At 73.7% G+C, this 13,040-nt stretch carries 11 protein-coding genes and 1 riboswitch; of the genes, 5 read left to right on the forward strand and 6 right to left on the reverse strand.

Going from position 1 to position 13,040, the window contains the following annotated elements; translation table 11 throughout:
- Positions 1-63 precede the first annotated feature (63 nt).
- Positions 64-1,320, forward strand: coding sequence for an APC family permease (locus tag H576_RS0100140; protein ID WP_029149232.1), 1,257 nt, complete (start codon positions 64-66; stop codon positions 1,318-1,320).
- Here H576_RS0100140 and hisS read toward each other — a convergent pair whose 3' ends face one another.
- The gene (hisS, locus tag H576_RS0100145) at positions 1,321-2,589 is read right to left on the reverse strand and encodes a histidine--tRNA ligase (RefSeq protein ID WP_029149233.1); all 1,269 of its coding nucleotides are present in this window, start codon (positions 2,587-2,589) and stop codon (positions 1,321-1,323) included. It lies immediately after the preceding gene.
- Positions 2,590-2,636: 47 nt separating this feature from the next.
- Positions 2,637-2,729, forward strand: a riboswitch (TPP riboswitch).
- Between hisS and thiM the strand changes: the two genes are divergently transcribed.
- From thiM to thiD, 3 genes are all read left to right on the forward strand, one after another.
- Positions 2,719-3,543, forward strand: coding sequence for a hydroxyethylthiazole kinase (gene thiM / locus H576_RS16835; RefSeq protein ID WP_051171929.1), 825 nt, complete (start codon positions 2,719-2,721; stop codon positions 3,541-3,543). It overlaps the preceding riboswitch by 11 nt.
- Positions 3,540-4,205, forward strand: a complete 666-nt coding sequence (gene thiE, locus H576_RS17050; protein ID WP_029149235.1) for a thiamine phosphate synthase — start codon at positions 3,540-3,542, stop codon at positions 4,203-4,205. Before thiM ends, thiE begins: the two co-directional genes overlap by 4 nt.
- Positions 4,202-5,635, forward strand: coding sequence for a bifunctional hydroxymethylpyrimidine kinase/phosphomethylpyrimidine kinase (gene thiD, locus H576_RS16845; RefSeq protein ID WP_036318524.1), 1,434 nt, complete (start codon positions 4,202-4,204; stop codon positions 5,633-5,635). Before thiE ends, thiD begins: the two co-directional genes overlap by 4 nt.
- Before the next feature lie 63 nt (positions 5,636-5,698).
- On the opposite strand, the gene H576_RS0100165 is transcribed toward thiD, so the two are convergent.
- The 3 genes from H576_RS0100165 to mfd form a co-directional block, all read right to left on the reverse strand.
- A complete protein-coding gene (locus H576_RS0100165) occupies positions 5,699-6,322 on the reverse strand; it encodes a nucleoside triphosphate pyrophosphohydrolase (protein ID WP_051172064.1) in 624 nt (207 codons plus the stop codon).
- Between the two features lie 35 nt (positions 6,323-6,357).
- Positions 6,358-7,533 carry a Na+/H+ antiporter NhaA gene (locus tag H576_RS0100170; RefSeq protein WP_029149237.1) on the reverse strand — a complete coding sequence of 392 codons (1,176 nt, stop codon included), beginning with the start codon at positions 7,531-7,533 and terminating at the stop codon, positions 6,358-6,360.
- A 66-nt stretch (positions 7,534-7,599) separates the two neighbouring features.
- Complete coding sequence (gene mfd / locus H576_RS0100175; protein WP_029149238.1) at positions 7,600-11,226, reverse strand: transcription-repair coupling factor; 3,627 nt, start codon at positions 11,224-11,226, stop codon at positions 7,600-7,602.
- Between the two features lie 49 nt (positions 11,227-11,275).
- Between mfd and H576_RS13675 the strand changes: the two genes are divergently transcribed.
- Positions 11,276-11,695, forward strand: coding sequence for a hypothetical protein (locus H576_RS13675; RefSeq protein WP_051171930.1), 420 nt, complete (start codon positions 11,276-11,278; stop codon positions 11,693-11,695).
- A gap of 6 nt (positions 11,696-11,701) precedes the next feature.
- Here the strand turns inward: H576_RS13675 and pth are convergent, their stop codons facing one another.
- The gene (gene pth, locus H576_RS0100185) at positions 11,702-12,283 is read right to left on the reverse strand and encodes an aminoacyl-tRNA hydrolase (RefSeq protein WP_029149239.1); all 582 of its coding nucleotides are present in this window, start codon (positions 12,281-12,283) and stop codon (positions 11,702-11,704) included.
- 68 nt (positions 12,284-12,351) lie between these two features.
- Positions 12,352-12,948: a 50S ribosomal protein L25/general stress protein Ctc gene (locus H576_RS0100190; protein WP_029149240.1), complete on the reverse strand. Its 597-nt coding sequence runs from the start codon at positions 12,946-12,948 to the stop codon at positions 12,352-12,354.
- Between the last annotated feature and the right edge of the window lie 92 nt (positions 12,949-13,040).

A 13,040-nucleotide genomic window follows, 5' to 3' on the forward strand; every position in this document is an offset into this window, starting at 1 on the left:
AACACTTGCGGCGGGCCGCTCGGCGCGCGGGTGCCCCGTGGCGCGGATCCATAGACTCGCCACATGCACAGCACCCCGCGCTTCGCGAGGCGACTCGGCCTCGGCGGCGCGGTCGCGATCGGCCTGGGCTCGATGGTCGGCGCGGGGGTGTTCTCGGCCTTCGCCCCAGCGGCGGGATCCGCGGGTTCGCTGTTGATCGCGGCGCTGGCGCTCGCGGCGTTCACGGCGTTCTGCAACGCCGCGTCGTCGGCGCAGCTGGCGGCCGTGCACCCCGTCGCGGGCGGCACCTATGCGTACGGCCGCGCCGAGCTCGGCGCATGGTGGGGATACCTCGCGGGCTGGTGCTTCGTGATCGGGAAGACGGCGAACGCGGCGGCGATGGCCATGACCTTCGCGGCGTACGCGGCCCCGGGAGCCGAGCGGCCCGCCGCGATCGCCGCGGTCGTCGTCGTGACGGCGGTGAACCTCCTGGGCGTCACGCGCACGGCGCTCGCGACCGCCGTCATCGTCGCCCTCGTCGGCGCCGTCCTGGTGTTCGTCGTCGCGGCGGGCGCCGTCGCCGGCGCGGCCGCCGCTCCCCCGCCGTTCGTCGCGGCGGGCCCCTACGGGGTGCTCCAGGGGGCCGGGATCCTCTTCTTCGCCTTCGCCGGATACGCGCGCATCGCGACGATGGGCGAGGAGGTCCGGGATCCCGCGCGCACGATCCCCCGCGCGGTCGGGATCGCGCTCGCCGCCGCGGTCGCGGTCTACGCGCTCCTCGCGGTCGTCGTGCTCTGGGTGCTCGGGCCCGCGGGCGCCGTCGCGTCGGCCGCTCCCCTGGCCGACGTCGTGGGGGCCGCCGGCTGGTCGTGGGGTCAGCCGATCGTTCGCGCGGGCGCCGCGCTCGCATCGCTCGGCGCGATGCTCGCCCTCCTGACCGGCATCGGACGCACGACCGTCGCGATGGCGCGCGAGGACGACCTGCCGCGATTCCTCGGCGCCCTGTCGGCGCGCACGCGCGTGCCGTACCGCGCCGAGATCGCCGTCGCGATCGTCGTCATCGCGATCGTCGCGGTCGCCGACGTGCGCGGAGCCATCGGCTTCTCGTCCTTCGGGGTCCTGCTCTACTACTTCGTCGCGAACGTCGCGGCGTTCCGGCAGGGATCCGCCGTGCGCCGCTACCCGCGCTGGCTGCAGGTCTCGGGCGCCGCGCTGTGCGCCGTCCTCGCGTTCGCCCTGCCGTGGCAGAGCGTCGCGGGCGGCCTCGCCGTCGTGGCCCTCGGGGCCGCGTATCGCGGCGCCCGGCTCGTCGCCGAGCGCCGCGCGGCCGTCGAGGAGTGATCAGCCGAGCGGCTTGACCTCGGCGTCCTGCTGGCCGGCCGCGACAGTCGCGAAGCCCGTGTAGCCGTCGGCCTCGGCACGCGCGAGCAGCCCCTTGAGGTTCTTCGTGCGCTGCTCGAGGCGGACGCGCGCGCCCGCGGCGACGAGACGCGCCTTGTGGCCGAGGAGCTCGGTCAGCGGGACGTCCCTGTCGTGGACGAGGACGACGGCCTCCCCCGCGTCCCCCTCGCCGATGGCGACGAGGTCGACGATGCGCTCGAATCCGATCGAGAACCCGACGGCCGGGACGTCCTGGCCGAGGAAACGGCCGATCATGCCGTCGTAGCGCCCGCCACCCCCGAGGGAGTACGAGACGTCGGGGTGCGCGATCTCGAAGATCGTGCCGGTGTAGTACCCCATGCCCCGCACGAGGAAGGGGTCGAACTCGAGGGGCGCCGTGCCGCGTGCGGCCGACACGGCCTCGCCGATGCCGACGAGGTGCGCGACGATCTCGTCGGGGACGCCCGCGGGTAGCATCGCGCGGATCCGCTCGTCGCCGAAGTCGCCTCCGCCCGCGGGGAGGGATCCGAGGAAGCGCTCGAACGCGGCGACGGCCGCCTCGTCGGATCCGCGCTCGCGCAGCTCGGCGGCGACGCCCGAGGGGCCGATCTTGTCGAGCTTGTCGATCGTGATGAGGACGCCCGGGCGCTCGGACTCGGGGAAGCCGAAGACGTCGAGCATCGCGTCGAGCGCGCGGCGGTCGTTGATCCGCACGCTCGCGCCCGCGAGGCCCAGGGCGTCCATGACGTCGAGCGTCGCGGTGATGAGCTCGGCCTCGGCACGGCTCGTCGCGTCGCCCATGATGTCGATGTCGGCCTGGACGAACTGGCGGTACCGGCCCTTCTGCGGGCGCTCGGCGCGCCACACGGGGGCGATCTGGATCGACCGGAAGACCGTCGGGAGCTCGCCGCGGTGCGACGCGTAGAAGCGCGAGAGCGGGACCGTGAGGTCGTACCGCAGCCCGAGGTCGCTCAGCTCAGCCTGGTCGTCGGCCGCCGCGCGGATCGCGTCGGCATCGAGGCCGCGCTTCAGGATGTTGAACGCGAGCTTCTCGTTGTCGCCGCCGACGCCCGCGTGCAGCCGGGCGTGCTCCTCCATGACGGGCGTCTCGATCTCGTCGAAGCCATGGGCGCGGTAGCGCTCGCGGATCACGGCGAGCACGCGCTCGCGTCGGGCCTTGTCAGCGGGGAGGAAGTCGCGCATGCCGCGCGGCGGGTTCACGGTAGCCATAGCACCCCCATCCTCCCATCCCCGCCGACGCGGATGCGCTAGATTCGCTCCTCGACACGGGGTGCCCCGCCGGGGCTGAGATCACACCCGTCGAACCTGATCTCGCTAGTACGAGCGAAGGGATGTCCCATGAGACAGCTGTCCGTGCACGCCGACGACGTCGATCGCCTGCTCGAGAGGGTGCGCCGCACGGCGCCTCTCGTCCAGTGCGTCACGAACACGGTCGTGCAGAACGTCACCACCAACGCGCTCCTCGCGATCGGCGCCTCGCCCGCGATGGTCGACGTCGCCGAGGAGTCGGGCGGCTTCGCCCGCGCCGCGTCGTCGCTCCTCGTCAACCTCGGGACCGCGACCCCCGAGCAGCGCGCCGCCGCCCGCGAGGCCGTCGACGCCGCTCGGGACGCGGGAACCCCGTGGGTCCTCGACCCCGTCGCCGCGGGGGCGCTGCTGCCCGTCCGAACGGCCCTCGCCCTCGACCTCGCGACGCGCGGCCCCGCCGTGATCCGCGGGAACGCGTCCGAGATCGCCGTGCTGGCCGGGGCGGGATCCGGCGGGCGCGGGACCGACGCCGACCGGGGCGTCGACGAGGTGCTCCCCGCCGCCGCCGAGCTCGCGCGCCGCACGGGCGCGGTCGTCGCCGTCTCGGGACCCGTGGACGCGATCACCGACGGGGAGCGCGTCGCGCGGATCCCGCACGGCACTCCCCTGCTCACCCGCATCACGGGCGGCGGGTGCGCGCTCGGCGCCGTCGTCGCCGCCTTCGCGGGCGCCGCGCCCGAGGATCCGCTCCTCGCAGCGTCGTCGGCCGTCGCCGCCTACACGATCGCCGCCGAGCGGGCGGCGGAGGGACCCGCCGGGCCCGGGAGCTTCCAGCCGAGATTCCTCGACGAGCTCGCGGCCGTCGACGGCTCGCGCCTCGCCGTGGCCATCGCCCGCGAGGGGGTGGCCGCGTGATCGACCTCTCGCTCTACCTCGTGACCGACGCCGGGCACGCCGCATCGGCGGGCCGCTCCGTCGCCGACGTCGTCGCCGCGGCGGCTGCGGGAGGGGCGACCGCCGTCCAGGTGCGGGAGAAGGACGCTCCCGCGCGGGACGCCCTCGCCGCCGTCCTCGCCGCCGCGGCGGCCCTCGAGCCGTTCCCCCGCGTGGCCCTGATCGTCGACGACCGCGTCGACGTCGCGGTCGCGGCGCACCTCGCGGGGGCGCGGGTCGCCGGGGCGCACGTCGGCCAGTCGGACCTGCCTGCGCCGGCCGCGCGGGCGATGCTCGCCTCGGCGGGCATCGCGGATCCCGTCGTCGGGGTGAGCGCGTCGACGCCGGGGCAGCTCGCCCGCGCGGCCCGCGACGGCGCCGACTACGCGGGCATCGGGGCCGTGCGCCCCACGGCGACCAAGCGCGACGCCCCCGCCTCGATCGGCGTCGACGGGTTCCGGGCCCTGGCCGCGGCGTCGGCCCTGCCCGCCGTCGCGATCGGCGGGATCGGGGAGGCCGACGCCCGGCCGCTCCGCGAGGCGGGGGCGGCGGGGATCGCGGTCGTCTCGGCGATCTGCGCCGCCCCGGATCCGCGGGCGGCCGCCGCCGCGCTCCGCGCCGCGTTCTCGGGGGTCGACGCGTGATCCCCCGGGTGCTGAGCATCGCCGGGACCGACCCGACGGGCGGAGCCGGGATCCAGGCCGACCTCAAGTCGATCGCGGCACACGGCGGCTACGGGATGGCGGTCGTCACGGCGCTCGTGGCGCAGAACACGCGCGGGGTCCTGTCGGTTCATACGCCGCCGCAGGCCTTCCTCGCCGAGCAGCTCGACGCCGTGAGCGACGACGTCGCGATCGACGCGGTCAAGATCGGCATGCTCGGCGACGCCGCGACGATCGCGACGGTGCGCGCCTGGCTCGAGCGGGTCCGGCCGCCCCGCGTCGTCCTCGACCCCGTGATGATCGCGACGTCGGGCGACCGTCTCCTCGCGCGGGACGCCGAGCAGGCGCTCCGCGACCTCGTCCCCCTCGCCGACGTCGTCACGCCCAACGCGCCCGAGCTCGCCGTCCTCGCAGGCGAGCCCGTCGCGACCTCGGTCGACGGCCTCGAGCGCCAGGCGCGCGCCCTCGCTGCGGCGACGGGGACGCGGGTGCTCGCGAAGGGCGGCCATCTCGGCGGGCAGGACGCGACCGACGCGATCGTGGATCCGTCCGGCGCGCGCCGCCGCTTCTCGAGCCCGCGCATCGCGACCTCGTCGACGCACGGGACGGGCTGCTCGCTGTCGTCGGCGCTCGCGGCGCTCGCCGCCCGCGACGGCGACTGGGTCCTCGCCGCGGGCCGCGCCCACGACTGGCTGCACAGCGCGATCGCGGCGGGCGAGGCCCTGCGCGTCGGGCGGGGGCACGGCCCCGTGCACCACGCGGTCGAGGTCGCCGAGGCGATGCGCGGCGCGGGGCCCATCACCTCGGAGTGGTGGCGCGCGATCGGGCCCGTCCGGGCGGAGATCGAGCGCCTGCCGTTCGTGCGCGCGCTGGGCGACGGAACGCTCGACCGCGAGGCCTTCCGCTGGTACCTCGCGCAGGACGCCGTCTATCTCGAGGGCTATGGCGAGCTGCTACTGCGAGCCTCCGAGCTCGCCGACGAGCCGAGCGAGGCCGAGTTCTGGCGGCAGAGCGCCGCGGGGGCCGAAGCGGAGGCGGAGGGGCTGCACCTGCGTTGGACGGAGAGGGCCGAGACCCCGTCGCCCGTGACCGCCGCCTACCTCGACCACCTCGCGGGATCCGCGGGGTACGCGGTCCTCGCGGCGGCGCTTCTGCCGTGTTTCTGGATCTACCAGGACGTCGGCGCGGGGCTCGCGGGCGCGAACCACGAGGGGCACCCGTACGCCGGCTGGCTCTCGTCGTACGGCGACGAAGCCTTCGCGGCGTCGACCCGCCGCGCGACGGCGGTCGTCGAGCGGCTCGCGGCTCGAGCCGCGCCCGCCGAGCGCGCCGCGATGGCGGGGGCCTTCGCGCTCTCGGCCGAGCACGAGCGCGCGTTCTTCGCCGCGCCGCTGCGCGTTCCGACGCCCTGACCATGCGCCGAGACTCCGGCTGTTTCCGCGGATCCGCCGGAGTCTCGCGCGATCGTCAGAGTCTCAGCGCTGCTCGGACGCCCGGATCTCGCCCGCGAGGCCGCGGAGCCGCCCGCGGAGGGCGCGCTCGGCGTCCCAGCCGTTCTGCCGCGCCGACGCGACGAGCGTGAGCAGCAGATCGCCGAGCTCCTCCTCGCTCTCGGGCGCCGCCCCGACGAGGGCCGCGTCGTGCGCCGCGACCGCGACGTCCTCGCCCGCGCCGACCGCTTCGCCCTTCCCGAGCATCTTCTGCGCGAGGGCGAGCGACGCCATGGATCCGGCAATGCCGTCGAGGACCGACGTGCGCTCCCGCTTCTCCTCGGCCTTCGCGGCGTTCCACAGCTCGAGCACGCGCTCGGGCGTCTCGGCCGTCTCTCCGGCGAAGACGTGCGGGTGCCGCCTGGTCATCTTCTCGGCGAGGTCGTGCGCGACGTCCTCGAGCGTGAACGGATCCTCGGGATCCGACGCCGCGATCTCGGCGTGGAAGAGCACCTGCCACAGCAGGTCGCCGAGCTCCTCGCGGAGCCCCGCCCGATCGCTCTGCTCGACGGCGTCGACGACCTCGGCCGACTCCTCGACGAGATAGGGGACGAGCGCCTCGTGGGTCATGGCGCGCGACCAGACGCAGGTGTCGTGCACCCGGCGCATGACGTCGGCGGCGCGGCCGAGCTCCTCGTGGCCCGTCACGACACGCCGATCCTCTCGACGCCCTGCTGCGGGTGGCGGCGATGGTGGCGCGCGCGCAGCGACAGGAGGACGCTCGACGCGACGAGCGAGATGAGCGATCCGATGAGCACGCCGAGGACGGCCTCGTCCGACACAGCGTGATCCGCGAACGCGAGGCGCGATAGCAGCAGCGAGACCGTGAACCCGATCCCGCCCAGCGCCGCCGCCGGGAGGATGTCGCCGATCGGCAGCTCGGGCTTCTCGCCCTTCTTCCTCCCGATGAACATCGACAGCCAGCCGAACAGCGTGATGCCGATCATCTTGCCGACGGGCAGCGCGACGACGATGCCGAAGAGCGCCGGCGACAGCTCGCCCAGCGAGACGGCGGGGATCGCCACGAGGGCCGAGAAGAACGCGAAGATCGGAAGGATCGCCCCGTTGATCCACGGCTCGAGCGCGTGGCGCGCCCGCATGCCCTCGTGCTGGCGGACGACGAGGCCCAGCGCGACGCCCGCGAGCGTCGCGTGGATCCCCGAGCGGAAGACGAACACCCACGCGGCGAGCGCGACGAGGACCATGAGCGGCACGACGAACGCCTGCGTCGAGCGGGTGCGCATGCGGCTCAGCACCGCGAACGCGGCGATGAGGACGAGGCCGACCAAGAGGCTCAGGAAGTCGATGTCGGTCGTGAAGAGCACCGCGATGAACACGATCCCGACGATGTCGTCGATGATCGCGAGCGCGAGCAGGAAGACGCGCGTCTTCGTCGGCAGCCCCTTGCCGAACATCGCGAGCACGCCGAGGGCGAAGGCGATGTCGGTCGCGGTCGGGATCGGCCACCCCTGCGCCGTGTCGCCGTGCCCCGCGATGAGGAGGTACACGATGATCGGGGTGATGACGCCGCCCGCGGCCGCGATGGCGGGGCGGATCGCCTTCGACACGCTGTTGAGCTGGCCGCGCGTCATCTCGAACTGCAGCTCGACAGCGACCCCGAAGAAGAACACCGCGAGCAGCAGGTCCTGCACCCAGTGGGCGATGTCGAGGTCGAGGCCGATGGCCGCGGGGCCGATCTTCGTCTCGCTCCACGCGATGACGGCCGCGCCGACAGCGGGGATGTTCGCGACGACGAGGCCGACGAGGGCGGCGCCGAGCAGGAGGAAGGCGGGGAAGCGTTCAGAGCGCAGGAGGTTCATGCGGATCCTTCGGGGTACGGTTCATGACTTCGCCGACCAGACTTCCCGGCACACCAGGACCCCACCCTACGCGGTCGCCGCCCCACTCTCCGCCTCGGCCTTCTTCGGCAGCGGGAAGATCGCGTCGAGCAGCTGGCGCACCCAGGCGAGCAGCTCGGCGTCGCCGAGGGGCTCTCCCCCGGCCTGCGGCATCGGCACGACGAGCGCGTCGGCGCCGCCGATGACCTTCGCGCCCGGGTAGAGCCGCTGCAGGCGGACCTTCATCGAATCAGGGAGCGAGGCGGGGGCGACGCGCAGGTTCCTGCCCATCGCGACGACGTCGGCGAGGTCCGACTGCGCGGCCCGGCGGCGTAGCCGCGCGACGTCGACGAGCCCGCGCGCGGCCGGCGGAAGCTCGCCGTAGCGATCGGCGAGCTCCTCGACGACGAGGTCGATCGCGTCGTCGGCCGCCGACGCCGTGGCCGCCGCCGACAGCTTCTGGTACGCCTCGAGGCGCAGCCGCTCGGCGTCGATGTAGTCGTCGGGGATCCGCGCCTCGACGGGCAGCTCGAGCCGCAGCTCGACGGGCCCGTCGGACGCCTCGCCGCGGAACTCGCTCACGGCCTCGCCGATCATGCGCAGGTACAGGTCGAAGCCGACGCCCTCGATGTGGCCGGCCTGCTCGGCGCCCAGGAGGTTCCCCGCGCCGCGCAGCTCGAGGTCCTTCATGGCGACCTGGATGCCCGACCCGAGGTCGTTGTGCACCGCGATCGTCTCGAGGCGGTCGGCGGCCGTCTCGCTGAGCGGTTTGCCCTCGTCGTATACGAAGTAGGCGTAGGCGCGCTCGCGCCCGCGGCCGACACGCCCGCGGAGCTGGTGAAGCTGGGCGAGGCCGTACTTGTCGGCGCGGTCGATGATGATCGTGTTCGCGTTCGCGATGTCGATGCCCGTCTCGATGATCGTCGTGCACACGAGGACGTCGAACTTGCGCTCCCAGAAGTCGTCGACGACCTCCTCGAGCTGCTTCTCGCTCATCTTGCCGTGCGCGACGGCGATGCGCGCGTCCGGCACGAGCTCCGCGATGTGGGCCGCGACGCGGTTGATGCTCGTGACGCGGTTGTGCACGTAGAACACCTGCCCCTCGCGCAGGAGCTCGCGGCGGATCGCGGCGCCGATCTGCTTGTCGTTCGCGGGTCCGACGTACGACAGGATCGGGTGGCGGTCTTCGGGCGGCGTCGCGAGGGTCGACATCTCGCGGATCCCCGTGACCGCCATCTCGAGCGTGCGCGGGATCGGCGTCGCGCTCATCGCGAGGATGTCGACGCCCGTCTTCAGCTTCTTCAGCTGGTCCTTGTGCTCGACGCCGAAGCGCTGCTCCTCGTCGATGATCATGAGGCCGAGGTTCTTGAAGACGACGCCGTCCGACAGGATCCGGTGCGTCCCGATCACCATGTCGACGGATCCGTCGGCGAGGCCCGCGATCGTCTCCCGCGCCTGCCGGTCGGTCTGGAACCTGCTGAGCGCCCGCACCTTCACGGGGAAGCCGGCGAAGCGCTCGCCGAAGGTCTCCATGTGCTGCTTCACGAGGAGGGTCGTCGGCACGAGCATCGCGACCTGCGTGCCGTCCTGGATCGCCTTGAACGCCGCGCGGACGGCGACCTCGGTCTTGCCGAAGCCGACGTCGCCCGAGAGGAGGCGGTCCATGGGGATCCCGCGCTCCATGTCGCGCTTGACCTCGTCGATCGTCTGCAGCTGGTCGGGCGTCTCGGCGAACGGGAACGCCTCCTCGAGCTCGCGCTGCCAGGGCGTGTCGGGGCCGAACGCGCGCCCCTTCGACGCCATGCGCGCCGAGTAGAGCTTGACGAGGTCGACCGCGATGTCGCGCACCGCCTTGCGCGCCTTGCTCTTCGCGGCGGCCCAGTCGGATCCGCCCATCTTCGAGAGCTGGGGGTTCTCGCCGCCGACGTACTTGGACAGCAGATCGAGCTGGTCGGTGGGGACGAAGAGCTTGTCGCCCGGCTGACCGCGCTTCGAGGGCGCGTACTCGAGGACGACGTAGTCGCGCGTCGACTTCTGCGCGTTGCGGCCGCCCGTCGACACCTCCCGCTGCGCCATCTCGACGAAGCGGCCGATGCCGTGCGTCGCGTGGACGACGGGATCGCCCGGCTTGAGCTGCACGGGGTCGACGACGTTGCGGCGCCGCGATGCGAGCTTCTTGACGACGCGGGTGTCGCCGCCGATCGTGCGCCCGTAGAACTCGGCCTCGGTCAGGACGGCGAGCTTCGCCTCCTCGGCCTGGAAGCCGCGCTCGAGCTGCGCCGCGACGATGGTCGCGACGCCCGGTCCCGGGGCCTCGTCGAGCGACGCGGGGGTGCGCGCGCCGACGCCGCGGTCGCTCAGGACGTCGCGCGCGCGGTCGACGAGGCCCGCGCCCGATGCCGCGACCACGACGGCCCAGCCGTCGGCGACGCGGCCCGCGATGAACTCGATCGCGCCGTCGACGCTGCCCGAGAAGGACGGGATCGCGTCGCCCGCGATGCGGGTCGCGGCGCCCGTGTCGGGCGCGAAGTCGTCGGCGGCCTCCGCGAGCTCGGCCTCGGCGTCGGCGATGCCCGAGTCGAAGGGGCTCAGCGTCCACCACACGCCGCCGCGGTCGCGCAGGACCTCGTGCAGGCGCGAGAGCGTCAGGAAGCCCGTCGCGTCCTCGAGCGTCACGGGCGCCGCGGCCCCCGCCGTCGCGGCGCTCCACGCCGCCTGGAGGAACTCGCTGTTGGTCTCGGCCAGGTTGATGGCACGCGACACGGCGCGCTCCGGGTCGACGACGGCGATCGCGGACGCCTCGGGCAGATAGTCGGCGAGCGTCACGAGCGGCCCCGCGACGAGGCCCGAGAGCGACTCCATGCCCTCGGCGGGGATCCCCTCGGCCATCTTCTCGAGCATCTGCCCGATGCCGGGGAACTCGGCCTGCATCTCGCGGGCGCGCTGGCGCACAGCCGGCGTCAGCAGCAGCTCGCGGCTCGGCATGAGCTCGACGCTCGCGACGTCGCCCGGGAGGGAGCGCTGGTCCGCGACGGAGAAGGCGCGGATCTGATCGATCTCGTCGCCGAAGAACTCGACGCGATACGGGTGGTCGGCGATCGGGGGGAAGACGTCGAGGATCCCGCCGCGCACGGCGAACTCGCCGCGGCGCGACACCATGTCGACGCGGTGGTAGGCGAGCTCGACGAGCCGCTCCGTGACCTCCTCGAGCCAGAGGTCCCGGCCGCCGACGGCGAGCACGACGGGGTCGGCGTCGCCGAGGCCCGGGGCGATCTGCTGGATCGCGGCGCGGATCGAGGCCGTGATGATGAGGGGATCCGGCCCCTCCCACATCGTGAGCGCGCGGAGGGCCGAGAGGCGCCGGCCGATCGTCTCGGCGCTCGGGCTCAGCCGCTCGTGCGGCAGCGTCTCCCACGCGGGGAAGTCGCGCACGTCGGCGGCGGGCAGGATCGAGCGCAGCGACGTCGCGAGCGCCTCCGCCCTGCGGCCCGTCGGGGCCACGGCGACGAGCACGGGCGGGTGGCCGGCGGCGCGGCGCCGCTCGAGCATCGCCGCGAGCGCCGGGGCGTCGAGGCCGTCGACGAGCGAGAAGTCGGCGTCGACCGCAGACGACGGCAGGGCGTCGGCGAACGACTCGGACGTTTCGAGGGCGCGCAGGATCCCGGAGACAGTCACCCGACCAGTCTAGTTTTCCGCCGGGCGGCCGGGCCCCTACCCTGAGACCGTGACGACGATCTCCCCGGCTCCCCCGCGCCGCCGCGGACTCGGCGTCGTCGCGTTCGTCGCCGCCGTCGCCGCGGTGGTCCTCGCCGGCGCCGTCGTCTGGTTCGCGGGCTTCTCGCTCGGGCGGATCCTCCGCGTGACCGACTACCTCGACATCGTCGACGACGCCGAAGCGCAGATGTGGGAATCGCTCGGCCGCGCGGGCTGGGCGCTCGCGATCCTCGTCGCCGGCTGGCTCCTGCACGCGCTCCTCGCGCTGTGGGCGCTCGTGCAGGGCATCGTCGCCACGGCGCTCGGTCGGGGCCGCGGGCTCGGGATCGCCGCGATCGCCATCGCCTGCCTCGGCTGGGTCCCGCTCGGCTGGTGGACGCAGGAGTCGCTCATCGCCGGGGCGCTCGGCATCATCCCGTTCCTGGGATAGCCGCCGCTACCTCGGCGCGTGCACCGTCTGCTGCGCCGCCGTGAGGCCCGACTCGACGATGAGCTCGGCCGCGTCGGCCGCGTCGGACACGAGGATCGGCAGGTTCGCTCGCTCGGCGGATCCGAAGGTGCTGAGCACCCAGTCGGCGGGGTCCTGGCGTCCGGGCGGCCGCCCGACGCCCACCCGCACGCGCAGGAAGTCGGGGGATCCGAGCGCCTTGATGATGTCGCGCACGCCGTTCTGGCCCCCGTGCCCGCCGCCCTGCTTGAGGCGCACGGTGTCGAAGGGCAGGTCGATGTCGTCGTGCACGACGATCACGCGATCGGGCTCGATCCCGTAGAACTTCGCGAGGCCCGCAGCGGGCCCGCCCGAGGTGTTCATGTAGCCTGTCGACTTCGCGATCACGAGCTTCGCCGCCCCGGGCCGCAGCCACGTCTCGGCGACGCGCGCGCCCGCCTTGTGCTGCTTCCACGACGCCGAGCGCCGCGACGCGAGCTCGTCCACGACCATCTGCCCCACGTTGTGGCGGGTCTTCTCGTACTGCGCCCCGGGGTTCCCGAGGCCCAGGATCAGCCAGGTGTCGGCCATGGTCTCTCTCTCATGCACGATGAAGGGGTGCGGCCGCGGCCGCACCCCTTCGCATCGGATCGCGAGTCTTACTCGGCGGACTCGGCGGTGGCCTCGGCGGCGGCCGGGGCCTCCTCCTCCGCCTCGACGGCAGGCGTCGAGACCGAGACGAGCAGCATGTCCTTGGCCTCGGCGAGGACGACGCCCTCGGGCAGCGTCACGTCGCCGGCGTGGACGAGCGCGCCGTCCTCGAGGCCGGCGATCGAGACGACGATGTGCTCGGGGAGAGCCGTCGCGGAGGCGTCGACCGTGATGGTCGTGGCGGCCTGCGTGTGAATCGTGCCCGAGAAGGTCTCGCCCTCGAGGACGACGGGGACGGCCACCTGCACGCGCTCGCCGCGCTTGACGATGACGAGGTCGATGTGCTCGATGATCTGGCGCACCGGGTCGCGCTGCACGTCCTTGACGAGCGCGAGCTCGGTCTGGCCCTCGATGTCGAGCTCGATGAGAGCGTTCGCCGAGCGGACGATGAGGCCCGCCTCGTGGCCGGGGAGGGCGAGGTGGCGCGGCTCGGTGCCGTGGCCGTACAGGACGGCGGGGATCTTGCCTGCGGCGCGCAGGCGGCGGGCGAAGCCCTTGCCGAACTCGGTGCGCACATCGACGGAAAGCGTGGCGTTGTCGCTCATGATGACTCCAATGGGAAGCGGTTGCGGGTTCTCGACCGGGCGCACACCGTGACGTGACCCAGAGGTCGTCATCACCGCGTCGATCACGGATG

The sequence above is a fragment of the Microbacterium indicum DSM 19969 genome (genome assembly GCF_000422385.1).
Taxonomy (GTDB): Bacteria; Actinomycetota; Actinomycetes; order Actinomycetales; family Microbacteriaceae; genus Microbacterium; species Microbacterium indicum.

Excerpts from the sequence above, each read along its gene's own strand:
- H576_RS0100140 (WP_029149232.1), top strand. The coding sequence starts at position 64 with ATGCACAGCACCCCGCGCTTCGCGAGGCGACTCGGCCTCGGCGGCGCG.
- hisS (WP_029149233.1), bottom strand. The coding sequence starts at position 2,589 with ATGGCTACCGTGAACCCGCCGCGCGGCATGCGCGACTTCCTCCCCGCT.
- thiM (WP_051171929.1), top strand. The coding sequence starts at position 2,719 with ATGAGACAGCTGTCCGTGCACGCCGACGACGTCGATCGCCTGCTCGAG.
- H576_RS0100165 (WP_051172064.1), bottom strand. The coding sequence starts at position 6,322 with ATGCGCCGGGTGCACGACACCTGCGTCTGGTCGCGCGCCATGACCCAC.
- H576_RS0100170 (WP_029149237.1), bottom strand. The coding sequence starts at position 7,533 with ATGAACCTCCTGCGCTCTGAACGCTTCCCCGCCTTCCTCCTGCTCGGC.
- pth (WP_029149239.1), bottom strand. The coding sequence starts at position 12,283 with ATGGCCGACACCTGGCTGATCCTGGGCCTCGGGAACCCCGGGGCGCAG.
- H576_RS0100190 (WP_029149240.1), bottom strand. The coding sequence starts at position 12,948 with ATGAGCGACAACGCCACGCTTTCCGTCGATGTGCGCACCGAGTTCGGC.